The sequence below is a fragment of the Cupriavidus sp. HE11 genome (genome assembly GCF_056097175.1).
Genome location: NZ_CP184465.1, coordinates 822041 through 847289, shown reverse-complemented (window position 1 = coordinate 847289; position 25249 = coordinate 822041). Strand labels below are relative to the sequence as shown.

The 25249-nt window shown below is 66.1% G+C and carries 22 protein-coding genes; 6 read left to right on the top strand and 16 right to left on the bottom strand.

Annotated elements, in window-relative coordinates:
- Window positions 1–140: 140 nt before the first annotated feature.
- Window positions 141–293, bottom strand: a complete 153-nt coding sequence (locus tag ACOABP_RS21190; RefSeq protein ID WP_474230065.1) for a hypothetical protein — start codon at window positions 291–293, stop codon at window positions 141–143.
- A gap of 145 nt (window positions 294–438) precedes the next feature.
- Window positions 439–3093: a DNA ligase D gene (gene ligD, locus ACOABP_RS21185; RefSeq protein WP_474230063.1), complete on the bottom strand. Its 2655-nt coding sequence runs from the start codon at window positions 3091–3093 to the stop codon at window positions 439–441.
- A 232-nt stretch (window positions 3094–3325) separates the two neighbouring features.
- Between ligD and ACOABP_RS21180 the strand changes: the two genes are divergently transcribed.
- Entirely contained in the window at window positions 3326–4327 is a 1002-nt protein-coding gene (locus ACOABP_RS21180) for an SDR family oxidoreductase (RefSeq protein ID WP_474230062.1), read from the top strand.
- A 37-nt stretch (window positions 4328–4364) separates the two neighbouring features.
- On the opposite strand, the gene ACOABP_RS21175 is transcribed toward ACOABP_RS21180, so the two are convergent.
- The 3 genes from ACOABP_RS21175 to ACOABP_RS21165 form a co-directional block, all read right to left on the bottom strand.
- On the bottom strand, window positions 4365–5159 hold the full coding sequence (locus ACOABP_RS21175; RefSeq protein ID WP_474230061.1) for an SDR family NAD(P)-dependent oxidoreductase: 795 nt from the start codon (window positions 5157–5159) through the stop codon (window positions 4365–4367).
- A gap of 160 nt (window positions 5160–5319) precedes the next feature.
- Entirely contained in the window at window positions 5320–5451 is a 132-nt protein-coding gene (locus ACOABP_RS21170; RefSeq protein ID WP_066736950.1) for an MFS transporter small subunit, read from the bottom strand.
- Window positions 5452–5466: 15 nt separating this feature from the next.
- Entirely contained in the window at window positions 5467–6894 is a 1428-nt protein-coding gene (locus ACOABP_RS21165) for an L-lactate MFS transporter (protein WP_474230059.1), read from the bottom strand.
- Window positions 6895–7860: 966 nt separating this feature from the next.
- On the opposite strand from ACOABP_RS21165, the gene ACOABP_RS21160 reads away from it, so the two are divergent.
- A complete protein-coding gene (locus tag ACOABP_RS21160; RefSeq protein WP_474230057.1) occupies window positions 7861–9852 on the top strand; it encodes a PhoX family protein in 1992 nt (663 codons plus the stop codon).
- Between the two features lie 417 nt (window positions 9853–10269).
- Entirely contained in the window at window positions 10270–10542 is a 273-nt protein-coding gene (locus ACOABP_RS21155; protein WP_474230056.1) for a hypothetical protein, read from the top strand.
- A 53-nt stretch (window positions 10543–10595) separates the two neighbouring features.
- On the opposite strand, the gene ACOABP_RS21150 is transcribed toward ACOABP_RS21155, so the two are convergent.
- Window positions 10596–11738: a BamA/TamA family outer membrane protein gene (locus ACOABP_RS21150; RefSeq protein WP_474230055.1), complete on the bottom strand. Its 1143-nt coding sequence runs from the start codon at window positions 11736–11738 to the stop codon at window positions 10596–10598.
- Window positions 11739–11806: 68 nt separating this feature from the next.
- On the bottom strand, window positions 11807–12883 hold the full coding sequence (locus ACOABP_RS21145; RefSeq protein ID WP_474230053.1) for a hypothetical protein: 1077 nt from the start codon (window positions 12881–12883) through the stop codon (window positions 11807–11809).
- Between the two features lie 178 nt (window positions 12884–13061).
- Between ACOABP_RS21145 and ACOABP_RS21140 the strand changes: the two genes are divergently transcribed.
- Window positions 13062–13970: a LysR family transcriptional regulator gene (locus tag ACOABP_RS21140; protein WP_474230478.1), complete on the top strand. Its 909-nt coding sequence runs from the start codon at window positions 13062–13064 to the stop codon at window positions 13968–13970.
- A gap of 26 nt (window positions 13971–13996) precedes the next feature.
- Here the strand turns inward: ACOABP_RS21140 and ACOABP_RS21135 are convergent, their stop codons facing one another.
- The 8 genes from ACOABP_RS21135 to ACOABP_RS21100 all read right to left on the bottom strand — a co-directional run bounded on the left by ACOABP_RS21135 (window position 13997) and on the right by ACOABP_RS21100 (window position 21176).
- Window positions 13997–14227: a hypothetical protein gene (locus tag ACOABP_RS21135; protein ID WP_474230052.1), complete on the bottom strand. Its 231-nt coding sequence runs from the start codon at window positions 14225–14227 to the stop codon at window positions 13997–13999.
- A 76-nt stretch (window positions 14228–14303) separates the two neighbouring features.
- Complete coding sequence (locus tag ACOABP_RS21130; protein WP_474230051.1) at window positions 14304–14981, bottom strand: AraC family transcriptional regulator; 678 nt, start codon at window positions 14979–14981, stop codon at window positions 14304–14306.
- A 12-nt stretch (window positions 14982–14993) separates the two neighbouring features.
- Window positions 14994–16286, bottom strand: coding sequence for a CaiB/BaiF CoA transferase family protein (locus tag ACOABP_RS21125; RefSeq protein WP_474230050.1), 1293 nt, complete (start codon window positions 16284–16286; stop codon window positions 14994–14996).
- A gap of 42 nt (window positions 16287–16328) precedes the next feature.
- Window positions 16329–17222: a MaoC family dehydratase gene (locus ACOABP_RS21120; protein ID WP_474230049.1), complete on the bottom strand. Its 894-nt coding sequence runs from the start codon at window positions 17220–17222 to the stop codon at window positions 16329–16331.
- A gap of 12 nt (window positions 17223–17234) precedes the next feature.
- Complete coding sequence (locus ACOABP_RS21115; RefSeq protein WP_066736963.1) at window positions 17235–17642, bottom strand: Zn-ribbon domain-containing OB-fold protein; 408 nt, start codon at window positions 17640–17642, stop codon at window positions 17235–17237.
- 14 nt (window positions 17643–17656) lie between these two features.
- Window positions 17657–18823 carry a thiolase domain-containing protein gene (locus tag ACOABP_RS21110; protein ID WP_066736965.1) on the bottom strand — a complete coding sequence of 389 codons (1167 nt, stop codon included), beginning with the start codon at window positions 18821–18823 and terminating at the stop codon, window positions 17657–17659.
- Between the two features lie 27 nt (window positions 18824–18850).
- Window positions 18851–19966 (bottom strand): acyl-CoA dehydrogenase family protein, encoded by a 1116-nt coding sequence (locus ACOABP_RS21105; RefSeq protein ID WP_474230048.1) that lies wholly within the window; start codon window positions 19964–19966, stop codon window positions 18851–18853.
- Between the two features lie 16 nt (window positions 19967–19982).
- The gene (locus tag ACOABP_RS21100; protein WP_474230047.1) at window positions 19983–21176 is read right to left on the bottom strand and encodes an acyl-CoA dehydrogenase family protein; all 1194 of its coding nucleotides are present in this window, start codon (window positions 21174–21176) and stop codon (window positions 19983–19985) included.
- A 227-nt stretch (window positions 21177–21403) separates the two neighbouring features.
- On the opposite strand from ACOABP_RS21100, the gene ACOABP_RS21095 reads away from it, so the two are divergent.
- Complete coding sequence (locus tag ACOABP_RS21095; RefSeq protein WP_474230045.1) at window positions 21404–22933, top strand: class I adenylate-forming enzyme family protein; 1530 nt, start codon at window positions 21404–21406, stop codon at window positions 22931–22933.
- On the top strand, window positions 22930–23913 hold the full coding sequence (locus tag ACOABP_RS21090; protein WP_474230043.1) for a tripartite tricarboxylate transporter substrate binding protein: 984 nt from the start codon (window positions 22930–22932) through the stop codon (window positions 23911–23913). Before ACOABP_RS21095 ends, ACOABP_RS21090 begins: the two co-directional genes overlap by 4 nt.
- A 453-nt stretch (window positions 23914–24366) precedes the next feature.
- On the opposite strand, the gene ACOABP_RS21085 is transcribed toward ACOABP_RS21090, so the two are convergent.
- Window positions 24367–25161, bottom strand: coding sequence for an enoyl-CoA hydratase/isomerase family protein (locus ACOABP_RS21085; protein WP_474230042.1), 795 nt, complete (start codon window positions 25159–25161; stop codon window positions 24367–24369).
- Window positions 25162–25249 lie beyond the last annotated feature (88 nt).

Below are 25249 nucleotides of genomic sequence, written 5' to 3'. Positions count from 1 at the left end.
TCAGGGCACGATCCGGCACAACATGACCCCCTGCACCCTCTGCAGGTGGCGCCGGCCTATCCTGAATTGTAATTTTTACCTTCATTCCGCCCATTCCAATTGTACTTATGACATTTGTACGATGCGCGTGCGACGGGGTGTCAGCCGCCCGCCGTATGGATATACAGCCGCGTAGCATTGACGCGCGCGTCGGCCGGCGAAGCCAGCAGATAAGCCAGTGCCAGCATCAGAACGCCGATGATGGCGCGTTGCCAGAATTCGCTTGAATACCAGGGATCGGGGTCTTGTCTCATCGGTTCCAGTCCGGCCTTGGGCATCTCGGGCCCGGGTTCTGGGTGCTGTGTGGCAAGAACCGTGCCGCGCATGGCGCGATGGCTGACAGACGGACGCCGACAGGACGACCAGCCCCTTGTGGCGTGAGGGATGCGCGCGCCGCGATCAGGCGTTGTCGAGCAGCTTGCGGGCCTGTGTCAGGGTCTGGCGCAACTTGTCGTGGCCGGCCCAGGGGTCGTGGCGTGCCATTTCGTCGAGGCGCTCGCCAACGTTCGCAATCGTCCACTGCGCCGCGCCGGTCAGGTCATCCAGTTCGTCCCAGCTGACCGGAATCGATACCCCTAGGCCGGGCCGGGCCCGTGCCGAAAACGCGGCGGCCGTGGTAGCGCCGACACCGTTGCGCAGGTAATCGATGAAAATCTTGCCAACCCGGTTGCGCGGACCGCTCTTTGCTACAAAGCGCGCGGGAATGGTCCGGGCCATGTGCGTTACCACGTCCTGCGCAAAATCGCGCACGGCGTCCCACCCGGCGCGGGCAGACAGCGGCACCACCACATGCAGCCCCTTGCCGCCGCTGGTCTTCAGGAAACACTGCAGCGACAGCGCGTCGAGCAATGTCTTGATCAGGCTGGCGGCCTCCTGGATCTCGCGCCATTTCACGCCCTCGCCGGGGTCGATATCGAAGACGATCTGATCCGGCTTGTCGATGCTGCGCGCCCTGGCGTTCCAGGTGTGGAATTCCACGACGTTCAACTGGGCTGCCTCGACGATCGCGGAGGCCGTCGTGATTTCCAGCAGGGGCGGATGGTCCGGCCAGAGCCCAGGGTCCAGGGCCTTGACGCCTTTCACGTGCAACGTATCGCCATGGCGCTGGAAGAACTGCTCGCCATCGATGCCCGACGGCGCACGGACCAGCGCCAGTGGTCGCCCGCGCAGGAACGGCAGCATCAGCCCGGCGGCGCGCGCGTAGTAGCCCACCAGGTCGCCCTTGGTCAGGCCGGTGGACCTGTCGATCACGCGGTCGGCATGGCTCACCACGACATTGCCGATGGCGGCTTTGGCCGGCTTCGTGGCTTTCGTCGCCTTCGCCGCCTTCGTTGGTGTCTTCGTGCTGGCTGTCACGGCTGCCTTTCCCGCAGGCGCGCGGGCCTGGGTATCGGTATCGGGTTTGACGGGCACCTCCAGCGTCACGGCGGCAGCCGGCTTGTCCGTGCGCAGTGCGTGGAACACGGAATGGCGGATGCGGCCTTCGCGAGTCCAGGCGCCGAACGTCACCTCGGCCACCAGCCTGGGCTTGACCCAGTGGCCCTTGATGCCGTGTGGCAGGGGGTCGAAGGGCGTGTCATCGATGCCCAGCGGTTCCAGCCGCTTGCGCAGTGCATCGAGCATCGCCGTGTCGAAGCCGGTGCCCACGTTGCCGACGTAACGCAGCCTGCCCTCGGCATCATGCAGGCCCAGCAGCAGTGACCCCAGCCCGCTGCGGCTGCCCTTGGGGTCGGTATAGCCGCCAATCACGAATTCCTGCCGGCTCTGGCACTTGAGTTTGATCCATGACGGCGAGCGCGAACTGACATAGGCGGCGTCCACCCGCTTGCCGATGATGCCTTCGAGCTTCATGCGACAGGCGGCGTCGAGCATATCGGCCGGGTCGCCTTCGAAGTTGTCGCTGAAGCGCAATCGGCTCGATGGATGTCCGGCCAGCAGGCCGTGCAGCAGGTTGCGACGTTCGGCCAGCGGCACCGCGCGCAGGTCGTGCCCGGCAAACCAGGGCAGGTCGAACGCGTAGAGCTGGATCGATTCGGCATGCGCCGTTTCAAAGGCATTCTGCAGCGCCTGGAAGTCGGTGATGCCGTGCTTGTCCACCACCACGATTTCGCCATCGAGCCATCCATCGGGCCAGCCCAGTGCGGCGATCTCGGCGGCCAGCGCGCGCAGCTTCGACGTCCAGTCATTGCCATTGCGGGTAAACAGCCGCACATCCGCGCCGTCGATACGCGCCAAGATGCGGTAGCCATCGAACTTGATCTCGTATTGCCATTGGGTGGGGTCAGCCGGTGGCTTGTCGACCAGCGTGGCCAGTTGCGGTGCCAGCGTCAGGGGCAGGGCAGCCTTTCTGGCGCCGGCGGGCAGCGGGGGCATCTTGCCGGTCGGCTTTCTCGATGTCTTGCGCGCGGTCTTCTTTATCGCCGATTCCGATTTCCCGTTGGCAGCCCGCTTCTTCGACGCCTTCCCGGTGCCGGCCAGCACGCTGTCCGGCATCGCGTCCACCACATCGAACTCCGACGCGGGCCGTGCATATTCGTCGCGCTCCTTGATCAGCAGCCAGGCGTTGTCGTCGCGGGCCTTCTTGCCGCCCATGCGCACCAGCGTCCAGTGGCCCCGCAGCTTTTCACCGCGCAGCTCGAACTTCAGCTTGCCGTCCCGATAACCGGCCTCGGGGTCAGTGTCGGGGATCCACTGCCCCCGATCCCAGACGATTACCGTGCCCGCCCCGTAGTGACCCGCCGGAATCACGCCCTCGAACCCGGCGTAGTCGAGCGGATGGTCTTCCACGTGGACGGCCATGCGCTTGTCCGCCGGATCGTAGCTGGGCCCCTTCGGCACGGCCCAGCTCTTTAGCGTGCCGTCCAGTTCCAGCCGGAAGTCGTAGTGCAGGCGCCGCGCCGCGTGTTTCTGGATGACGAAGGCATGGGCGCCGTTGCCGCTGGCCGCCTTCCTGGCGCGCGGGGCGCGCTTGCCGCTGGGTTCGGGCGTGGCCGCGAAGTCGCGCTTGCGCTGGTATTTGCCGAGCGGGGCGTCGGAGGCTGCGGGCTTGGCCATGGGCGGGGTGTGGGGGGAGTGGGGAGTGGTCGTTCCAGCTTATGCAGCGCACGTCGCCTGCGAAAGCAGGGGCCGTCCTACATCGACGGGCGATTTTTCCCGCATTTGTAATTCCTGACCGGCTTTGCTGCGCTGCACATCCGGCGCGGCGGGTTGCCAGGCGCGGGCACGGGATGTGCGACGGCAGCGAAGGATTCGACCCAACCCCTTCTATCCAGGCAAGAGAGGCAACATGAAGACGCTGAAGAAGATTGGCTCGCAGGTCATCGTGCTGACGGGCGCCACGAGCGGCGTGGGGCTTGTCACGGCGCGCAAGGCCGCTGCACTGGGCGCCAAGCTGGTACTGGTGGCGCGCGGCGAGGATGCCTTGCAGAAGCTGGCCGAGGAACTGCGCGAGCAGGGTACCGAAGTGATCACGGTTGCCGCCGACGTCGGCAAGCATGAGGACGTGGCACAGATCGCGCAATCCAGCATCGAACGCTTTGGCGGGTTCGATACCTGGATCAACAATGCCGGCGTGACGATATTCGGCCGTCACGACGACGTGCCGCTGGAAGACCACCGCCGGCTGTTCGAAACGAACTACTGGGGCGTGGTGCATGGATCGCTGGCGGCCGTTGCGCACCTGCGGCAGAACGGCGGGGCAATCATCAACATGGGTAGCGAGTCGTGCGATTGCGCGCTGCCGCTGCAGAGCGCATACGTGGCGTCGCAGCATGCCATCAAGGGGTTTACCGATACCTTGCGGCTGGAACTGGAACAGGAAAAGGCGCCGGTGTCGGTCACGCTGATCAAGGCGGCGGGGATGGATACGCCCATCGTCACCCACGCGAAGAACTTCCTGCATGTGGAGCCGAAGCAGGCGTCGCCGCTCTACGACCCGTCAATGGCCGCCGAGGCCATCCTGTTTGCCGCCGAGCATCCACGCCGCGACATGTTCGTGGGGGCGGCTGCCAAGGCGTACTCGGCGGCGGCGTACTATGCGCCGCACACGTTCGATCGCTTCATGCGGCGTTTCATGGGCCGTGCGCAACAGACCGACATGCCGGCCGGGCCGCGCGACGACAACGCGCTGCATGCGGCCGGCAACAGCCTGGTGGAGAGAACCGGAGACCGCCGGGCGCTGAAATCGTGTCCGTACACGGCTTCGACCCGTCATCCGATACTGACGACGGCGCTGGTGGTGGGTGCCTCGGCGGCCATGGCGGCGCTGATGCGCCACCGGCGCGGCTAGGCAGGGCGGCCGCCGGGCGACGCGGGAGCAGCTGGCGTCAGATAATCGAGTCGACCACGCCGCCGTCGACGCGCAGGGCCGCGCCGGTGGTGGCAGACGCCTGCTTCGAGCACGCGTAGACGATCATGTTCGCCACCTCGTCGACGCTGGCTGCACGCTGGATCAGCGACGTGCTGCGATGCGCCTTGACGAAATCGGCGGCCACCTCTTCGGCCGGCTTGCCGGTCTTCGCGATTTCATCCTTGAGCATGGCTTCCACGCCTTCTGACAGCGTGGGGCCTGGCAGCACCGAGTTGACCGTCACGCCAGTGCCGGCCAGGCGCTTGGCCAGGCCGCGCGACACCGCCAGCTGCGCGGTCTTGGAGAACCCGTAGTGAATCATCTCCACGGGGATGTTGATGCCGGACTCCGACGCCACGAACACGATGCGCCCCCATTTGCGCTGGACCATGCCCGGCGCATAGGCGCGCGACAGCCGCACGCCGGTCAGCACATTGACCTCGAAGAAGCGCGACCATTCGCTGTCCGGGATGTCGAAGAAGTCCTGCGGTTGGAAGATGCCGAGATTGTTCACCAGGATATCGACGTCGGGATGGGCCTTGACCAGCGTGTCGCTGATGGCGGCATCGACCAGGTCGCCGGCAAAGCCCACGACATCGGCGCCGGCAACGTCAGCCTTCAGCGCGGCGATGGCCTTGTCGACGCTGCCCTGGCTGCGGCCGTTGAGAATCACGCGTGCGCCGGATCCGGCCAGGCCGCGCGCGGTGGCAAAGCCAATGCCGGCGGTGGATCCGGTTACCAGGGCGGTCTTGCCCGACAGGTCGATCTTCATGTGAACTCCAAGGGTGGGTGGCCCGTCAAGTGTATGAGGCCGTCGGCAATGTGCAAGTCTGGTTTGAGGAATGCAGCGTTCCGGCCGTGCATTGCCGAAAAAACGAAAAAAGGCCGCAATCGCTTGCGGCCTTCTGTGCGTGCCCGGAGCGGGCGGGCGCTTAGTGGAACAGCTTCATCGCCTGGGTGATGGTGTTCGACACCCCCCACACCAGCGGTACGAGCACATAGAGCCAGAAGACGGCCAGCAGGCCCTTGTTGGTCGATTGTGCGTTGAGGTTCTGGTTTTCCATTTGCATGACTCCTGATCAGTGGGCCGCGCCGGCGCTGGCGCCAAGCCTGGTCACGTCGGCATCGCTCATGTGGTGCTTGGCATTGACGCGCGACACCAGCAGGTTGCAGACGAAGCCCACCACCAGCAGGCCGGCCATGATGTGCAGCGTCATGGCATAGGCGTCGGCGCCGGTCACGCCGTGTGCCACCTGGTATTCGCGGATGTAGTTCACCAGCACCGGGCCGGCGATGCCTGCGGCTGCCCAGGCGGTCAGCAGGCGGCCGTGGATGCCACCCACGAAGGCGGTACCGAACATGTCGGCCAGGTAGGCCGGGATGGTGGCGAAGCCGCCGCCGTACATCGACATGATCACGCAGTAGCCCAGCACGAACAGCGCGATGTTGCCGCTGGCGCCCAGTTGCGGCACCAGCCAGTACAGCACGGCGCCCAGCGCGAAGAACACGAAGTAGGTGTTCTTGCGGCCGATCCAGTCCGACGACGAGGCCCAGAAGAAGCGGCCACCCATGTTGAACAGCGACAGCAGGCCAACGAAGCCGGCCGCGGCCGCGGCGCTCACGCTGCCCTTGAAGCTTTCCTGGATCAGCAGCGACGCCTGGCCGAGCACGCCGATACCGGCCGTCACGTTCAGGAACAGCACCAGCCACAGCAGGTAGAACTGGGGCGTCTTCAGCGCTTCGTCGATATGCACGTGGTTACGCGTGATCATCTTGTTCTCGACCACGGGCGGGGTCCAGCCTTCCGGCTTCCAGCCGGGCGGCGGGACGCGGATTGCCAGCGAGCCGATGGTCATCGAGATGAAGTAGCCCACGCCCATGACCAGGAAGGTCTGGGTCACGCCCACCGAAGTGGCGCTCTTGAAGTAGTTCATCAGCGCCACCGACAGCGGCGCGGCGATCATCGCGCCACCGCCGAAGCCCATGATGGCCATGCCGGTTGCCATGCCGCGGCGGTCCGGGAACCAGCGGATCAGCGTCGACACCGGCGACACATAGCCCAGGCCAAGCCCGATGCCGCCCAGCACGCCGTAGCCCAGGTAGAGCAGGACGATCTGGTGCGTGTAGACGCCCAGCGCGGAAATCAGAAAACCGCCACCGAAGCAGCAGGCCGCCGTGAACATCGTGCGGCGCGGGCCGACGCGTTCCAGCCATTTGCCGGCAAATGCCGCCGAAATGCCCAGGAAGAAAATCGCCAGCGAGAAAATCCAGCCCAGCGTGGTCAGCTTCCAGTCGTCGGCGACGGATTCGGTAATGCCGATCACCTTGGAAAGGGGGGCATTGAATACCGAGAATGCATAGGCCTGGCCGATACAGAGATGCACCGCAAGCGCGGCCGGCGGCACCATCCAGCGGGAAAATCCCGGTTTGGCGTAGGTCGCTTCTTTCGAGAAGAACGGCGCCGGCCCGTGGGACGACATGCCACCTTCATTCATAACACTGCTCATTGGATGTTCTCCAGTCGTGGATCCTCGGTAATCCGTCCGTGCAGTCTGGCGCGTCCGCCGGGTCTGGCTGGCCCGTCGGTTGACCCCGTCACACCCTTGGCGCGGATTACCTCCAGAGGTTGTCGCCGTACCGGGCTTTCAGAGACGTTTTGGCCCGGGAATGGCGACGGTTGCTACGGGTTGCTACAAAACAGATAAACGGAACCGGCCGCGCGGACGCGCGGCGGCATGACCCGGAGGGGCCAGGAACGAGGGCGGCTGGAGACGACTGGTGCGTCCCGTCATGGAATGGCTCATTGTTTTTCCGGCTGGGGCGAACAATATATGCAGAAAATTGCATATATTGCCGTGGAAAATATTATGCGCAGAACCTTAGCCGTCCGGATTGATCACTTCAATAGGCTAAAGATGACATATTCCCCGGATACCTGAATTTCTGGTGCTCATGAGAAAAATTTCGGAGTGGCTTCACGCATCCGTTTGATTTTCACCACACTCGGGTGACCATTGAACCGCTGGTTTCGCCCCCGCCGCCTGACTGCCATGACAAACATCAGCCATGGATTTGCCTGGTTGTATGTAAAGACACGTTGTCATGAAGCCGACATCATCGGCCACTACGATGCGGACCCGTGGCGGTTTTCCTCTGCCATGAAAGGACAAGCCGGTCGAACCAGAAATGGGGTGCAACGGGCGACATAGTGGGTGTCGTGCGGACCGGCGAATTGACGCGCTGCGGCCAGATCCTGGCTGCGGCGTTTTTTTTGCCCGCGATTTTTACCGGTGCGCGACCGGACAGGCAACCGTGTGTTGGATGTATGACTCATTCACGTCGGGTTCAACTTGTTGTCATAAACGCTCAATAGGATGCGTCCCGGTGCGGACTTGTGCCGCCGGCCTCACAAGGACGAAAGGCCTGTCAATGGCATGGGCGCGTTCGATAACAACCAGACGGGAAACAAACAGATGTTCGAAAAACCTGACGCTTCGCGCCGCAAGGCACTGAAACTCCTGGCCGGCGCGCCGATGCTGCCGCTTGGCCTGGCTTCCACCTCGTTGCTGGCTGGCTGCGGCGGCGGCGACGATGCACCGGCGGCCGTGACGCCGGGCGGCACGACGACGCCGGGTACCGTCACGCCGAGCTTCGTGTCGGCCGAGTTCACGGCCATGCCGGCGCCTTCGCTGAGCAACCCGGCAGCCATGGCTACGACCACGGTCGGCTCCAGCCTGACGGTGAAGCTGAGCGACGGCACCAGCCAGACGTACAAGCTGGCCTACCAGCCGTTCTTCATGACCGGCGACATGGTGCCGGACGGCAACGGTGGCCAGATCCTGGCCGGCGGCTACTTCAATATCAACAACAACCCGATCCTCGACCCGTCGTCGACGGCAACCAACAAGCAGTTCTTCTCCGATTCGCCGGATGGCACGTCGCTGCTGAAGATCGAAGGCGCCAAGGTTGCCGGCGTGAAGGGCAACACGGTTTTCGCCGTGGTGCAGTTCGAATACACGACGTGGGACCAGGCCAAGCTCAAGGACATGTACGGCCGCCTGCCGTCGCCGATCGCCGTGCTGACGCTGGACCAGGACCCGGCCACGGGCAAGCTGTCGCTGGTGAAGTACCACAACGTGGATACGTCGAGCGCCAATGGCCTGTGGATCACCTGTGGCGCCAGCCTGTCGCCGTGGAACACCCACCTGTCGAGCGAAGAGTACGAGCCGGACGCACGCACCGCTGCAACGAACCAGCAGTGCATCGACTACGCGCTGAACCTGTACGGCACCTCGACGATCGCGTTCAACCCGTACCTGTACGGCCACCTGCCGGAAGTGACGGTCAACGCCGACGGCACGGGCTCGATCAAGAAGCACTACTGCGTGGGCCGTATCTCGCACGAACTGGTGCAGGTGATGCCTGACAACCGCACCGTGCTGATGGGCGACGACGCCACCAACAGCGGCCTGTTCGTGTTCGTGGCGGACAAGGAAAAGGACCTGTCGGCCGGTACGCTCTACGTGGCCAAGGTGGGCGCAGGCTTCTCGGTGGACCCGGCCGCGGCCGGCGCCGACCTGACGTGGATCAAGCTGGGCCACGCCACGAGCGCGCAGGTGGAAGCCTGGGCCAAGTCGCACACGTTCGCCGACATCATGGACTACTCGGCCACCGATCCGGCCGATACGACGTACACGAAGATCATGCTCAGCGGTGCGGCGCAGTGGGTCCGCGTCAAGGCCGGCAAGGAACTGGTTGCCGCGTTCCTGGAAACCCACCGCTACGCGGCCCTGATGGGCGGCAGCATGGGCTTCACCAAGATGGAAGGCACGACGGTCAACATCAAGGACAAGATCGCCTACTCCGCGCTGCAGAACATCGTGGACTCGATGGTGACCAACAACACGGCCAAGGGCTGGTACGCCGAAAGCGGTATCAGCGTGCCTGCCGCGATCAACTCGGGCGGCGTGCTGCAGCACAAGCTGGCCGGCGGCCAGAAGGACACCGCTGGCGCGGCCATCAACAGCGAATGGATGCCGGTGCATACCCAGGCGCTGATCGTCGGCAAGGACATCACCGCTGACGCGCTGGGCAACACGTCGGATCCGGAAACCATCGGCAACCCGGACAACCTGAAGTTCTCGGAAAAGCTGCGCACGCTGTTCATCGGCGAGGACAGCAGCCGCCACACCAACAACTTCCTGTGGGCGTACAACATCGACACGAAGAAGCTGTCGCGCCTGATGTCGGTGCCGGCCGGTGCCGAATCGACGGGCCTGCACGCCGTTGACGAGATCAACGGCTGGACCTACATCATGAGCAACTTCCAGCATGCTGGTGACGGCATCAAGACGCAGGTCAAGACGCAGGTGGAGCCGCTGGTGTTCGCCAACTACAAGAACGGCCTGGGCGCCTCGGTCGGTTACCTGACCGCCGACGCCACGAGCGTGAAGCTGGGCAAGTAAGACTGGCAGCCGTCAGTCATGAAGGCGCCGCGGGCCGTCCGGTCCGCGGCGCTTTTTTTGTTCCAGCGTTGGTGGCGAGCCGTCTAAGTTCTGACCGGCGTCCTCCTGCGGGCTATCGCGCCACTCCCGCGCGGGAGTGGTGTGTGCTGCATCTGCTCACGCGGCGCGGGCCCTCACGCCACGTCACGCCGGTAACTCAATCGAGTAGTTCTGTTTGCAACCCGGCGCAGGCCTTCGCGGCGTCCGCTTGCGGTGCCTACACTGTTCCTACGTTGGTGATTCGGGGGAAAAACGTGGGGAAGATCAACGTGGCGACCCATGAGTGCAGTCGCGCATCGATAGTCACCGGGAGTGACGACATGACGGGAGACCAACGACCCGCCGATACTCACTGAACGCAATCGGCTCACACCTGCCGTGACCGATACCGAACACGACGACCTGTTCAGGCGCGTGGGTTATTACGGCTTCCGCGCCTATACGCAGCTCACATCGAATGGGCTGAGTCAGGGTTTTGTGCTTGCGAGACATCACTTGCTGGTCGGGACCATCCAGTCGGTATTTCGCGCGGGCAAGCCGCATGAGCGAAGCGCGATTGCACTGTCCCGGGCGCTTGAGAAGCTCGAGCAACTTGTGGCGATTGCCGCCCAGGACGATCTGCCGATGGGTTCGGGCGAGCAATCGATCTGAGCTGCCGCCTGCGGCAACCACTACCATCACGCCTGCCGGTAGCGGATGCGCGTTCAGAACGCCTCGTTGATCTGGAAATAGACACCCTTGGTATTGCGGCCGACACCCACGTCGAAGCGCACGTTGACGCGGGGCTTGAATTCGAACCGGTAGCCCACCCCGGCGTTGGGCAGCCAGTGCGCCGACGTGAGCGCGCCCGGGTTGCCGGCGATGGCGCCCGTGCCGGCCCAGAACACCATGCCCTGGCGTCCCACGATATGCCAGCGGTATTCCACCTGTGCGGTCATCATGGCCTTGTCGCGGTACTGTCCCATGAAATAGCCGCGCATGCGCCGGTTGTCGCCGAGCTTGGACATCATGCTCCACGGCACATCGCCCCAGTTGAACTTGCCGTAGATGTCGAATGCCAGCACGTCGCGCTCGCGCATGAGGAAGTACTTGTCGTAGATGATCTCCAGCGATTCGAAGTCGTTGTCGCTGCCGATGGCCCGCCGGTAGACCGTGCCGTTGATCAGCAGCGCCTGGCCCTTGTACGGGTTGGGCAGGAAGTCGCGCGTGTCGTACGAGAAATGCGCGGTCAGGCCGCTGCTGAGCACCCGCGTGCCGTGCGGGTCGGTAGCCAGCGCGCTGCTGGCGCCGCGGTCGAGCTGGGCCGCGTCGTCGTACTCGAAGTCGTAGCCGCCGCCCACGTAGATATTGGGGCGCACCCGCATCATGACCCGGGGCTGCACGACCACGCCGCGCCGTGTGTAGCCTTCCTTGTTGGCGTCGTTGATCGCCTTGTCGTAGCCGATGCCCCAGTACGAAGTGGGCATGTTGATCAGGGCGCCGCTGAAGACGAACCGATAGCTGTCGTCGGCGAAGAACGTGTTGTTGTCCACGCCAATGCCCACCGCGCCCGAGGTGGTCAGGAAGCCATGCAGGTTCAGCGTGGATAGCTGCGTGTCCTTTTCGGCATTCTTCGGCTTGTACAGGCCCACCGCGGCGGCCCCGACGCCAAGCCCCATCTCCGGGTTGTAGAACGGCCCGGGCAGCACGCCCCAGTCGATGCCGTGGCTCAGGTCCACTTCCTTCGAGGCACCGAGCTTGTTGAGCACCTTGTCGATCCAGCTTACGTGCTCCGGTTCGGGTTTGGGCTCCGGGCTGGCCTCGGCGCCGGTCTGTGCCACGGCGCTGGCTGCGCAGGTGGCCAGCATCAGCGCGCCAAGTCGGGCTGGAAGTCGGGCCTTGATTCGGACCGGAGGCGGGGCGGCGCGCATGGTTGTCAGAACCGGAAGAATCCGGTGGCGATGATGTTGTTGCGGTTATAGCCGTAGCCGATTTCCATCAGCAGGCCGAAGCTGCGATTGATCGTCCAGCTGGCGCCGAAAGACCCGCTCCAGTACCCCGTCACATGCTCGCCGATCTGGTAGTTCAGTCGCGCGGTCTGCCCGTCGGTGTCGGGCAGCGGCACGTCGAAATGGCCGGTGATGGTGGCGCGCGTGCGGAAGTACGTGGCCCCCACGTATGGCGTCAGCAGCCCCAGCCCATGGCCGAGCCGGATATTCCAGCCCACGCGCGGCCCGATATTGATCGACTTGATCGGCGTCTCCGACATGGTGATGTCCGACACCGTGTATGTCACCGGCAGCGAAAAGAACAGGTGCTTGTAAGTGCCCACCAGCGTAAAGCCGCCGCCATAGGTGTGCCCGCTGTAGTTGGCGTGCTGGGTCGGTAGCTTGATCGCCTGGCTGCACGCTGCCCGTGGCCGGCGCCCGCCACAGCCGATATTGATGCCGAAGAAGCGTTCCAGGTCGGTCAGCGACGAGAAATTGATGTCGATCGATCCGCTGCCCTGCACATTGCCGACGATGCCGTACACGTTCATGAACGGAAACAGCCAGGCCCCGACCTGCACCTGGTTCGACGTGTTATGGATGCGCGATTGCTGGAACTGGACGAAATCGGCCGCGCGCAGCGGATTGTTGCCGGCGGATATCTGCAGGTCGCTGAGCTGGTAGCGCTGGTAGCCGTCGAAGTACGAATAGCCGATGTCGTACGGGTTGGGCAGGTTGTAACCCTTGTCGATCACGCGCTGGGCAAAGAAGGGCAGCGCGCGGTCCCAGAGCGGCGGTTCGGCCGGTGCGGGTTCCGGCGTCCCGACCGGGCCGACGATGCCGCGATACGGGCCCGAATGCGTATCGGGCGAGGCCGTGGCCGCCGCCGCACCCCCGCCACCGCCCGCCGTCCACGCATGGACAATGCCCGGCAGGGCGAGCAACGCCGCCGCCGTCAGGCAGGCCAGCCTGTGGCACAGGGACGATCGGACGGAGGGGCCGCGCTGGCTGCCGCAGGCGGTCATGGGTGGCTGGATTCCTGGGGATTGAACCGGATGGCACCGATGTTCCCCGATTGCCCGCCATCGCCGAAGTGAATGTTTTCGTAATGCGACTTAGGAGATTCAGATGCCCGCGACGGCACCCGGCTCGGGTATTCTTGCGCCATTGCCAACCGCCGGTTGTGAATACATCGCAAGGATCATGGACAGGGCGCGTGTCTTGACACTGTTTCTGGGCGTGGTGCGGGCCAGGAGTTTTGCCCGTGCCGCAGTGGAGGCTGGCGTGACGCCACAGGCCGTCAGCAAGGCCGTGCGCACGCTGGAAGAAGACTTGGGTGTGCGGCTGCTGCATCGCACCACCCGCAAGCTGAGCCTGACGGACGAAGGCGCCCGCCTGTTCGAACTGGCCGATCCCGGGTTGCGTCAGCTTGACGAGGCGCTGGCGCAAGTGCGCAGTGCCAAAAGCGAGGACGACGGGCTGATCCGGCTGACCGCGCCGCCATCGGTCGGCACGCATGTGCTGGTGCCGCTGATGCAGCAGTTTCGCGCCATGTACCCGGGCATCACGTTCGACCTGCAACTGAGCGATTTCTTTACGGATCTGGTCGAGTCACGCATCGATGTCGGTTTCCGGTCGGGCACGAGCCCGGGCCAGAACCTGGTGGCGCGCCGGCTGTGCGACCTGCCGATGACGATCTGCGCTGCGCCCGCGTACCTGGAACGGCATGGCGAGCCCCGCACGCTGGACGAACTGCTGCAGCACGCCTGCACCGGCTTCCGGCGACCCGTAACGGGGCGCATGGTGCCCTGGGAACTGAGCATCGATGGCGACCTGGTGTTCCAGGACGTGCCGGCCGTGGCCACGTTCAACGACGTGCAGACAGAGATCGCCGCCGTGCGGGCCGGCATGGGCATCGGCCAACTGTCGATGTTCCTGGTGCGCGACGACGTGGCCGCCGGCCGCCTGATACCGATCCTGCGGCAGTTCGACAGCAACAACGTCGGCCTCTATATGTACTACCCGCACCGCACCCATATTCCGGTGCGCGTGCGTCGGTTCATCGATTTCGTGGCCGAAGCGGGCCGCGCGGCGGCGCTGACCGGCGCCTGAGCCGGCAATCTGTCTGCGCGGCTGGCTTAGCTGGTATGGATCGGCGCCAGGGCGGCCTTCGGCGCGCTGGCCGACGGGGCGGTGCTGGTGCCGGGGCCGCTTGCGGTCTCGCAATGGCATGCGGCGGGCTTGACCTGCTGACGCTGATGGGCGTTGGCACGCGCGCGCTCGATCACGGCAAAGTCGGGACCAGCGACGGCGGACAGCGAGGCAAGGAGGGAGGCTGCGCCACACAGGGCGAGCAGGGCGGACTTCATCGAAGACTCCGGTGGGTGGGGAAACCGTTGCTCGCGATGATCCGCCTTTCCGGCTATAGCGTCCAAGACCGGTTTGTTATGCGGGGGATAGGCTGGGCCAATAGTGGGCGGCCGGGGGCGTTACGCGGTCTGTCCACCCTGCATGGCGTGGCGCGTCGCTGGCGGCCGTGGCGTGCCGAAGCAGATCTAGCGTGATGCCGAATCTGTCATGGAATGATGATTCAAGATCGTGACCGGGCGGCCAGCCCAGGCTGCGATTCAGCGACGTCGGGCTGGCGCGCCTGTGGGGTGCCTCGAACAGCAACCGCATCAGGCGCTGCGTCCGGCACAGGTCGCCGAATGCCGCACCTTCGGCAAACAGCATCCGCCGCAAACGGTCGGGCGATTCCCCCAGCAAACCGGCCGCAAAGGCGGCGCTCCACGGCAGGTCGGGTTGCAGGAAAATGCGTCGCGACAGATCCCGATGCAGGCTTGCCTGATCCGGACCCGCATCGGCCGGGCCTGCAGGAACCGGCGCAGCCGACGCCAGCGCGATCTCGATCCGGCAGCCCGCCGGCTGCGCCACGCTGCCGGCCACGAGCAGGTCGAACGACTGGAACGGCATGACCATGCACGGCACGCCGGGCAACAGCGTGCGTGCGAAGCCATCGCGCCGCATCACGGCCGTGCCGCGCGTGGCCGTGACGGTCATCCCGAATGCCGGTGCGAGACGCGCCAGACGCAGGTGCGACGCCGACCCGATACTGAGCCGCATGTCGGCAACCGGCTACAGCACGCCCTTGGCCCGCAGGTCCGCCACCGCCTGCGGCCCGAGACCCAGGCAGTCGCGCAGCACTTCGTCCGTGTGCTGGCCCAGCGCGGGGGGCGCGTGGCGCAGCGTGGGCGGCGTGTCGGACATTCGCAGCGGGCTGGCCGTGGAGCAGATCCGGTTCACGGTGTCCGCTTCGGGACGGTCGGCCGTTGCATAGCGGTACTGCTCCACGCGCAGCCCGCGATGCTGGACGTGCTCGTCGGCAAACGCCTGTCCGATGTCGTTGATCGGGCCGCACGGCACCGAGGCAGCTTCGAGCAGGCCAATCCAGTCCTGCGTCGGCCTGGCGCGGGTCACCTCGCACATCATCGGAATCAGCGTGTCGCGATGCGTGACGCGGGCGCTGTTGGTGGCGTAGCGCTCGTCGCGTGCCCAGTCCACGTCGGCCACCTCGCAGAAACGCGCGAACTGCCCGTCGTTGCCGATCGCCAGCAGCATGTTGCCGTCCCGCGTCGGGAAGTCCTGGTAGGGCACCACGCTCGGATGCACATTGCCCTGGCGCGTCGGCACCACGCCGGCATTCAGGTAGCCGGCACCCTGGTTCGCCAATACCGCCATGGCTACGTCGAGCAGGGCAATGTCGATGCGCTGGCCGCGCCCGGTGTGATGCCGCGCCTCGATCGCGCCAAGGATGGCGGTGGTGGCATACATTCCCGTGAACACGTCGATCACCGCCACGCCCACGCGCAGCGGTCCCCCGCCGGGTTCGCCATCGGGCTGGCCCGTGATGCTCATCAGTCCGCTCATGGCCTGCACCAGCAGGTCGTACCCGGGCCGGGCCGCGTAGGGTCCGGTCTGGCCGAAGCCGGTAATCGAGCAGTAGACCAGGCGCGGGTTCAGCGCGCTGAGCGTCTCGTAGTCGAGCCCGTAGCGCTTGAGGCCGCCGGTCTTGTAGTTCTCGATCACCACGTCGCTCTGCTGCGCCAGTTCGCGCACCAGCCGCTGGCCCTCGGGCGTGGCAATGTCCACCGTCACCGAGCGCTTGTTGCGGTTGCAGGCCGCGAAGTAGCTGGCCTGGCGCGTGGGGCCGTCATCGCCGTCCAGATACGGCGGGCCCCAGTGCCGGGTGTCGTCGCCCGCGCCGGGCTTCTCGATCTTGATGACGTCGGCGCCCATGTCGGCCAGGTTCTGCGTACACCACGGGCCCGCCAGCACGCGCGAGAGATCGAGTACGCGCAGATGGCTGAGCGCGCCGGTCTGCCGCGACGGCGGCGGCAGGCCGGGAGTTGGTTCGTTGGAAGCGGTCATATCGAAGCGAAGGTATCGGGCAGGATCAAGGGGCCGTCGCGCTCAGGCAATCTCGGCCCAGCCGTGGCTGAGCACGATCTTGTCGCGCTCCAGCACCCGGGCGCGCAACTGGAACTGGCCGGCATGCCGGGGGTCGCGCCAGATTTCGGTCACCAGCGTTTCTCCGGGGAAGACTGGCGCGGCAAAGCGGATATCGAACGCGCGCAGTCGTGCGGGGTCATGGCCCGCGCATTGCCGCAGCAGCGCGTGGGCCACCAGCCCGTAGCTGGCAAGACCATGAAGGATTGGCCGCTCGAAACCGGCGGCGCTTGCCACGGCCGGGTCGGCATGCAGCGGATTGAAGTCGCCCATGAGCCGGTACAGCAGCGCCGCTTCGGGCCGCGTGGGCTGGGTATCGACGAAATCGGGCGGGCGGTCTTCGGGCACCGGGCGCAGCGCCGGCAGCGGTTCGTCGCTGGGCTGGCCGCCGTCCAGTTCGCTGTAGCCGCCGTCGCCGCGCAGGAACGACACCTGCTGGATGGTGGCAAGCAGTTCGCCCTGCATGGTTTCCAGCCGCCGCTCGGTGACCATGATGGCGCCCTTGCCCGCACCCTTGTCGGTCAGGTGGGTGATGCGGTTATGGCCCACCACTTCGGCATCGGCGGGCAGCGGGCGATGCAGCCGCAGCCGCTGCTCGCCGTGCAGCAGCCTGACCCAGTCGATGCCGGTGTCGGGCTCGCGCGCCCAGAAGCCGGGATAGCCCAGCACCACGGCCTGCGAGGGCAGCGCGCGCAGCCCGCCCGGCGTGCCTTCGTAGACAAAGGGCAGTGCCGACGCGTTCATCGGGTCGTTGCCCAGGCCCAGGCTCAGTGCGTACAGCATGGTGTCGCGCATGGTGTAGCGCTGGCGCACCGGGGGAAAGGCGCGGTTGCGCAGGTGCGGGTAGCGGATTGCCATCGGGTGCTCCGCTCAGGCCGGCTCGGCGGGCGCGAAGACCGGCACCGGCGCGCCGCCTTCGGTCTCGGCAAAGCGCACCTTCACACGCTGGCCGATCCGCACGCTGTCCAGGTCGGTATCGACGATATGGGTGAGCATCGTCACACCCTCGTCGAGCTTCACGTAGGCGATGCAGAACGGATGGGGGCCGGCACGGCGCGTGATGCTGAACGAATAGATCTCGCCCAGGCCGCTGGCGTCCTTCCAGTCGGTGTCGCCCATGCAGAACGGGCACAGCGCACGCGGATACCAGTGGGGTTTGCCGCATGACTTGCAGTGGCGCACCAGCAGCCGGCCTTCGCGGGCGGCCTGCCAGAACGGCGCGTTGTCGGGCAGTTCGTCCGGAGCCTTGAAAACGGTGGGAACGTAGGGAGTGGTCATCGGTAGCCTCGCTCTTATTCGCGTTCCAGGATCAGGGTGGCCGAGCCATGGCGCGATCCCATGTAGCCGCCGGTCCCCTGGGCCAGCGCGAGCTGGCAATTCTTGACCTGCACGGCCGGGTTGGCCTCGCCGCGCAACTGGCGCACGGCCTCGATCACCTTGGTGATGCCGCCGCGATTGGCCGGATGGTTGTTGCACAGGCCGCCGCCATCGGTATTGATCGGCAGCTTGCCCACCCCCGAAATCAGGTTGCCGTCCATCACGAACCGGCCGCCTTCGCCCTTCTTGCAGAAGCCCAGGTCTTCCAGCTGCATCAGCACGGTGATGGTGAAGCTGTCATAGATCGACGCGTACTGGATATCGGACGGCGTGACGCCAGCTTCGGCAAAGGCCGCCGCGCCCGAGACGCGCGCGGCCGACCACGACAGGTCCACCTGTCCGCCCAGCAGGCCCTTGACGTGCTCGCCAGCGCCCAGCACCTTGATCTTCGGCCGGTTCAGCTTCGCCGCGATCTCGGGCCGTGCCACCACCAGCGCGCCGCCGCCGTCGGACACCACGCAGCAGTCCAGCCGGTGCAGCGGGTCGGAGATCATCGGCGAATTCAGCACGTCTTCGACGGTCACCAGTTCGCGCAACATCGCGTTCGGGTTGTGCTGCGCGTGATGCGAGGCGGCCACCTTGATCCAGGCAAGCTGCTCGGGGGTGGTGCCGAATTCGTACATGTGGCGCTGCGCCACCATCGCGTACAGGTTGACGGTGACCGGGCTGAACGGCGCCTCGAACGGCTGGTCGGGCAGGTTGGCCCCCCAGTTGCGGGCCTGCGTGCCGCTGGAGCCTTCGGAGCGCGGGCGTCCGGCCAGCGTGATCAGGGCCACGTTGCACTTGCCGGCGGCAATCGCCTGCGCCGCGTGCGAGACATGGGCGATATAGGACGAACCGCCCATTTCGCTGGAATCCACGTGGCGCGCGTTCAGGCCCAGGTAGTCGACCATATTGACCATGCCCAGGCCGGGCGCGTCGCCGGCGCAGAAGTAGCCGTCCACGTCGGCCAGCGTCAGGCCTGCGTCTTCCAGCGCGCCCCGCGCGCTCTCGGCGTGCAGTTGCGGCACGGTCTTGTCCGGTGCCTTGCGGGTCGGGTGCTCGTAGGCCCCGACGATGTATGCCTTGCCATTGATTGTCATCGGTGTGTCTTCCGTCTGGTGTTCGTGTCAGGCCGCGATGGCGGCCATGCTGGCGCTGTAGCGCTCCATGTGCAGGTCGGTATCGCCGAGCAGCACATCGGTCATCGCAAGCGCCTTGAAATAGTCGCCAACTTCGAGTTCGTCGGTCATGCCCATGCCGCCATGCAGTTGCACGGCCTGCTGGCCGACAAAGCGGGCCGCCCGCGCGGTGACGACCTTGGCGGCCGATACCTTGCGGCGGCGCTCGTCCGCATCGGTGGCATCCAGCCCCTGCGCGGCCACATAGGCCATCGACAGGGCCAGTTCCTTCTGCAGCAGCATGTCCGCCATGCGGTGCTGCAGCGCCTGGAACGATGCCAGCGGCTTGCCGAACTGCTTGCGCGCGCCCAGGTATTCGGCGGTGATCTCTATGAGCCGCTCCATCGCGCCGGCCGCCGCCGCACATTGCGCGGCAATACCGTGGTCGATGCCAAGCTCCAGCGCCTCCAGCCCGTTGATGGTCACGAGCGTGGCCGGTACGTCCGCAAGCTGCAGGTCGGCGCCGGACAGCCGGTCGATGGTGGGGTAGGCGGTCACGGTCAGTCCGGGGGCGTCGCGGCTGACCAGGAACAGCGCCAGCTTGCCATCGAGCTTCGCCGAGACCAGGTAGGTGTCGGCGGCACCGCCATGCCACACCACCGATTTCGTGCCGCGCAGCACATAGCCGTTCGGCTCGCGCTGTTGCGCCACGGTCTGGGCTGCGTCCAGCCGATAGCGCGTGGCGGGCTCCAGGTACGCCAGCGCCACGACATGGCTGCCATCGGCGATGGCGGGCAGCCATTCGGCCTGTTGCGCCGCCGGCGCATGGTGCGCCAGGATCGCCGAAGCGATGGCTGCCGGAATCACGGGCTCCTGCACCAGCCCGCGCCCGAGTTCGCGCTGCACCACCACCTGGCTCGCGGGGCCTTCGCCAAAGCCGCCGTGGTCGGCCGGCACCGTCAGGCCCAGCACGCCCATGTCGGCCAGCTGCGACCACGTGGCGCGGTCGAAGCCGCCATGCTCGCGCGCATTGCGGCGGCGATGTTCGAACGAATACTCGGATGCGACAAAGCGGCGCAGGCTGTCGGCCAGCATCTGCTGTTCTTCGCTGTAGGTGAAATCCATGCCTGTCGTCCCCTGCTTAGAAACCGATGATCATCTTCGAGATGATGTTTTTCTGGACCTCGGTCGAACCGCCGTAGATCGTGGTCTTGCGCATGTCGTAGTAGGTCGATGCCGCCGGGGCGGCCCAGTCGGGGCCGCTCACGGGCTGCGGTGCGCCCGGCTCCATCCAGTCCGGCGAGTACGGCCAGCCGTTCGGGCCCGCCACTTCCATCTGCAGCATGGCGATGTCCTGCTGCAGCTCGGAGCCGCGAATCTTGACGATCGATGCCTCGGGGCCCGGCGTGCCGGCTGCCTGGGTAGCCACGCGCAGCAGCAGCATTTCCAGCGCCAGCAGGTCCATCTCCACGCGGGCGATCCTGTCGCGCATGCGCACGTCCTCGATCAGCGGGCGGCCGCGGCCGTCGGTGGTTTCGGCTGCGTAGTGCCGGAGCTGGCGCAATTCGCGATAGCAGTGGCCAATGCCGGCGATGCCGGTGCGCTCGTGCCCAAGCAGGTACTTGGCGTAGGTCCAGCCCTTGTTTTCCTCGCCCAGCAGGTTTTCCACGGGTACCTCGACGTCCTCGAACCAGGTCTCGTTCACGTCGTGGCCGCCGTCCAGCGTCTTGATCGGCCGCACCGTCACGCCGGGCGACTTCATGTCGATCAGCAGCATCGAGATGCCTTCCTGCGGCTTGGCCTCGGTGTCCGTGCGGACAAGGCAGAAGATCCAGTCGGCAAAGTGCGCCATCGTTGTCCAGGTCTTCTGGCCGTTGACGATGTACTTGTCGCCCTTGCGCACGGCGCGGGTCCGCAGCGACGCCAGGTCGGAGCCGGCGCCCGGCTCGGAATACCCCTGGCACCAGAAGTCTTCCACGGTCGGAATGCGCGGCAGGAAGCGGGCCTTGTGCTCGGCGCTGGCGTACTTCATCAGCACGGGGCCGATCATCGTCAGCCCGAACGGCAGCATGCGCGGCGCGCCGGCGCGGAAGGTCTCGATCTCGAATATCAGGCGCTGCAGCGCATTCCAGCCGGTGCCGCCCCACTCGGTGGGCCAGGTCGGCGCGCCCCAGCCCTGGGCGTGCAGGATGCGGTGCCAGCGCACGTAGTCGTCCTTCTCCACCCGGCGATGGCCCAGCACCTTGTCGCGGATATCGGCGGGCAGGCTGGCCCGCACAAAGGCGCCGACTTCCTCGCGGAAGGCTTCTTCTTCTCTTGTGAAACGCAGGTCCATGAACTGTCTCCGGTCAGTGAAAACGATTCTATGGGCGTGTACGCCACGCTGGTTCGAGATTGCCGAATCCAGCCTTCCGGATACCGGAATGCACCGGCGCCCGCATTGACGCAGCGCGGTTTCAGGCCAGCGAAGCCGGCCCTTGTGATTTACGAATGGCGCCTGCCAGGCTTTGGCGCCATGCTGCGCGGACCTCTTCATCGCATTGACGCAAAAGGACGGCTAGCGTGACCACCCGGATTCATGAGCTGCTTGACCATTGGTTGGCCGAGGCCCCCGATCAACCGTTTCTCCACCTGCCGGACGGCCGCAGCCTGAGCTTTGTCGACCTGGGTGCGCTGACGGACACCGCCGAGGCAGAGCTGCGCGAGCTTGACGTGCGGCCCGGCGACCGCGTGATGGTGGTGGCCGAGAACTGCCCCGAGCACGCCGCGCTGATCCTGGCCTGCAGCCGCGTGGGGGCGTGGTCGTGCGGCGTGAATGCGCGCATGGCCGCCGGGGAGATCGATGCCTTTGCCGCCCGGGCCGATGCCCGGCTGGTGTACTTTACCGCCGCGGCCTCACGTGCCGCAGCCGGGCATGCCGACCGTTTCGGGGCCGCGCCATCGGCGTTGTCCGGCATGCATCGCTCGGCCGTGCGCACCGATGCCATGCCGGAGCCGGCGCCGCTGCGCGACCAGGTGGCCGCCCTGATCTTCACATCGGGCACCACGGGCGAGCCCAAGGGCGTGATGCTGACGCACGACGCGCTGATCCACTTCGCGCGAGTGACGCGCGAGGCCCGCGCGTTGGGGCCGGCCGACCGCAGCTATGCCTTTGTGCCGATGACCCATATCTTCGGCCTGGGCACGGTGCTGCTCAGTTCGCTGCTGGCAGGCGCCCAGCTGGTAATGCGGCCCCAGTTCGATCCCGCCGATCTGCTCGACGCGCTGGCCCATCACGGCGTGTCGCAACTGCAGGGGCCGCCCACGCTGTTCTCGCGGCTGCTGGCCTATCTGCAGGAACAAGGCATTGCGGCGCCGGTGGCCCCGGCGCTGCGCTATCTCTACACCGGCGCCGGTCCGCTCGACCTGTCGCTGAAAACGCGCGTGGAATCCACGTTCGGCCTGACGCTGCATCACGGCTACGGGCTGTCCGAATACGCCGGATCGGTCCATGTGACGCGCCTGGGCGAGCAGCGGCCCGACACCAGCGCCGGCTACGCCGTGGCAGAGGCCGAGGTGCAGGTGACCGATGCCGTAACCGGCCAGCCGCTGCCGCTGGGCCAGCGCGGCGAACTGTGGCTGCGGGGCAGGGGGCTGATGCCGGGCTACTTCCGCGATGCGGCGGCCACGGCGGCGGTGATGCGCGAGGGTGGCTGGTACGCCAGCGGCGATCTTGGCGAGATGCACGCCGATGGCGCGCTGTTCGTGGTGGGCCGTCTCAAGGAAATGATCATCCGCTCGGGCTTCAACGTCTATCCGGCCGAGGTGGAGACCGCGCTCAATACCCATCCGAGCATCCAGCGTTCGGCCGTGGTCGGCGTTGCCGAAGGCGACGGCAACGAGGAAATCGTCGCCTTCGTGGAACTGCGCCCCGGCGCTGCGCTGGAACCGGAGGCGCTGCGCAGCCACCTGCACAGCCGCCTGGCCCCGTACAAGCGACCGGCCCGCATCGTGGCGCTGGCCGAGCTGCCCACCAATAACAACGGCAAGATCCTCAAGCGCGTGCTGCAGGAGCAGGCCGGTTCGATGTCGACCCAAGGAGACCCAGCATGAACCCATCGTCCGCCATGCGCCGGCGCCTGTTGGCAGCCGGCCTGTTCGGCGCCGTGGCGCATCCGTTTGCGTCGTTCGCCGCGGAAACGTGGCCGGCCAAGCCTGTGCGCCTGATCGTGCCATTTCCGCCTGGCGGTCCGGTGGACAGCACGGCGCGCATCTTCAGCCAGAAGCTGGGCGAGATCTGGAAGTACCCGATCGTCATCGACAACCGCGCCGGCGCGGGCGGCACCATCGGCGCCACCATTGCCGCCAAGGAGGCGCCCGACGGCTATACGCTGTTCCTGGGGTCGATCCATCACGCGGTCAACCCGTCGCTGATGGGCAAGCTGCCCTACGACATCGAGAAAGACTTCGCGCCGGTCAGCTTCGCGGCGATGTTCCCGGTCTTCGTCGTCGCGCATCCGTCGGTGCCGGCCAGCAATATCAAGGAGCTGATTGCCTACGCCAGGAGCGGCCACACGCTGGCCTATGGTTCGTCCGGCAACGGCGGCGGTACGCACCTGGCGGGCGAACTGTTCAACATGGAAGCGGGCACCAAGCTGCAGCACGTGCCGTACAAGGGCAGCGGCCCGGCCATGAACGATCTGCTGGGTGGGCAGGTGCAACTGATGTTCAGCGATGCGCCAACGGCGCTGCAACATATCAAGTCAGGACGTATCAAGGTGCTGGGCGTAGCCAGCCGCCAGCGCTCGGGCATGCTGCCCGACGTGCCGACCGTCGCCGAATCGGGGCTGCCCGGCTACGAGGCCTATTCCTGGGCGGCGCTGTTCGCACCGGCCCAGACGCCGAAGCCGATCCTCGACAAGATCAATGCCGACTTCAACGTCGCCATGAAGGACGCGGGCGTCAAGCAACGGCTGCTGCAGGCCGGCGCCGAGGCCGATGCCGGCACGCAGGAGCAGATGCGCCAGCGGTTGCACAGCGAAATCGAGAAGTGGCGCAAGGTGATCCAGACGGCGGGGATCACGGCGGGCTGAGATGACGAAGGGCGCGGATATGCGCGCCCCTCTCTCATGAAGTGGGAGAAGGGCGCACACCATCGGGCGGGAGAGGCGTGATCCTCGCGCGATAGCGAAGGGGCTGGCTATGCGCACCCCTCTCCCATGAAGTGGGAGTAGGGCGCACACCGTCGGGCGGGAGAGGCGTGAATCCCCGCGCGATAGCGAAGGGGCTGGCTATGCGCGTCCCTCTCCCATGAAGTGGGAGTAGGACGCACACCATCGGGCGGGAGAGCCGTGAATCCTCGCGCGATAGCGAAGGGGCTGGCTATGCGCTCCCCTCTCCCATGAAGTGGGAGAGGGGTGGGGGAGAGGGCATCGAGGTTCTGCTTGCCGATCTGTCGCATTCGGAGCCGCTTGCCCTCTCCCCCGGCCGCTCTCCCGCAGACGGGAGAGGGGAGCAAACCATCGGGCGGGAGAGGGTGGCAATCCTCAGCCTGCCGAACTCGGCCACTGGAACAGCGGCGGCTCCTTTTCCTTGAAGCGGCGTACGGCCTCATGGTGGTAGTCGGTGGTGAAGGCGATGCCCTGTCCAAGCGATTCCAGTTCCAGCATGGTGCGCACATCGGCGCCGTTTGACTGGTTCAACGCGCGCTTGGTCAGCGCGAACGCCGTTGGCGAAGCACCGGCCAGGCCGCGCGCGACCTGGTCGGCGCGGGCGTGAAGCTGGTTCTGCGCCACGATCTCGAACACCGCCCCGATCTGCTTCGCCTCTTCCGCGCCGACTTCGCGTGCGCTGAAGACCAGGTCACGGGCGCGCGCCATGCCTACCACGCGTGGCAGCGTGTACAGCGCGCCGCAATCGGGTACCAGCCCGACCTTCATGAACGGCATGCAGAAGCGTGCGCGCGGTGTTGCCACGATGAAATCGGCCAGCAATGCCAGGCTGAAGCCGGCACCGTACGCCACGCCATCGACGGCTGCCACCACCGGGCGGTCCAGGTCGACCAGCAGGGCAATCCAGCCGTGCAGGTCGTCCATGCGGTTGCGGCCGGCGTCGGCGGCGGTGACGTTCATCGCGCGGATATCGCCGCCGGAGCAGAAGTCGGTGCCTGCCCCGCGCAGCACCACGGCGCGTACGGTGCGGTCGGCATGGATCTGCTGCACGGCTTCGCGCAGGGCGTCGCGCATTGGGCCGTTCAGCGCGTTCTTGTATTGGGGGCGGTTCAGCGTCAGCGTGGCAATGCCGTCCGCGATGTCAACCAGCAGGGTCTGTTCTTCTGCCATCGGGTGTCTCCGTGAGGGTTCGATGGCACAGCTTGACCGATGCGCGGCCCCCCGGCTATTTGCATGTTTTGAATCCGGCATTCGCCGG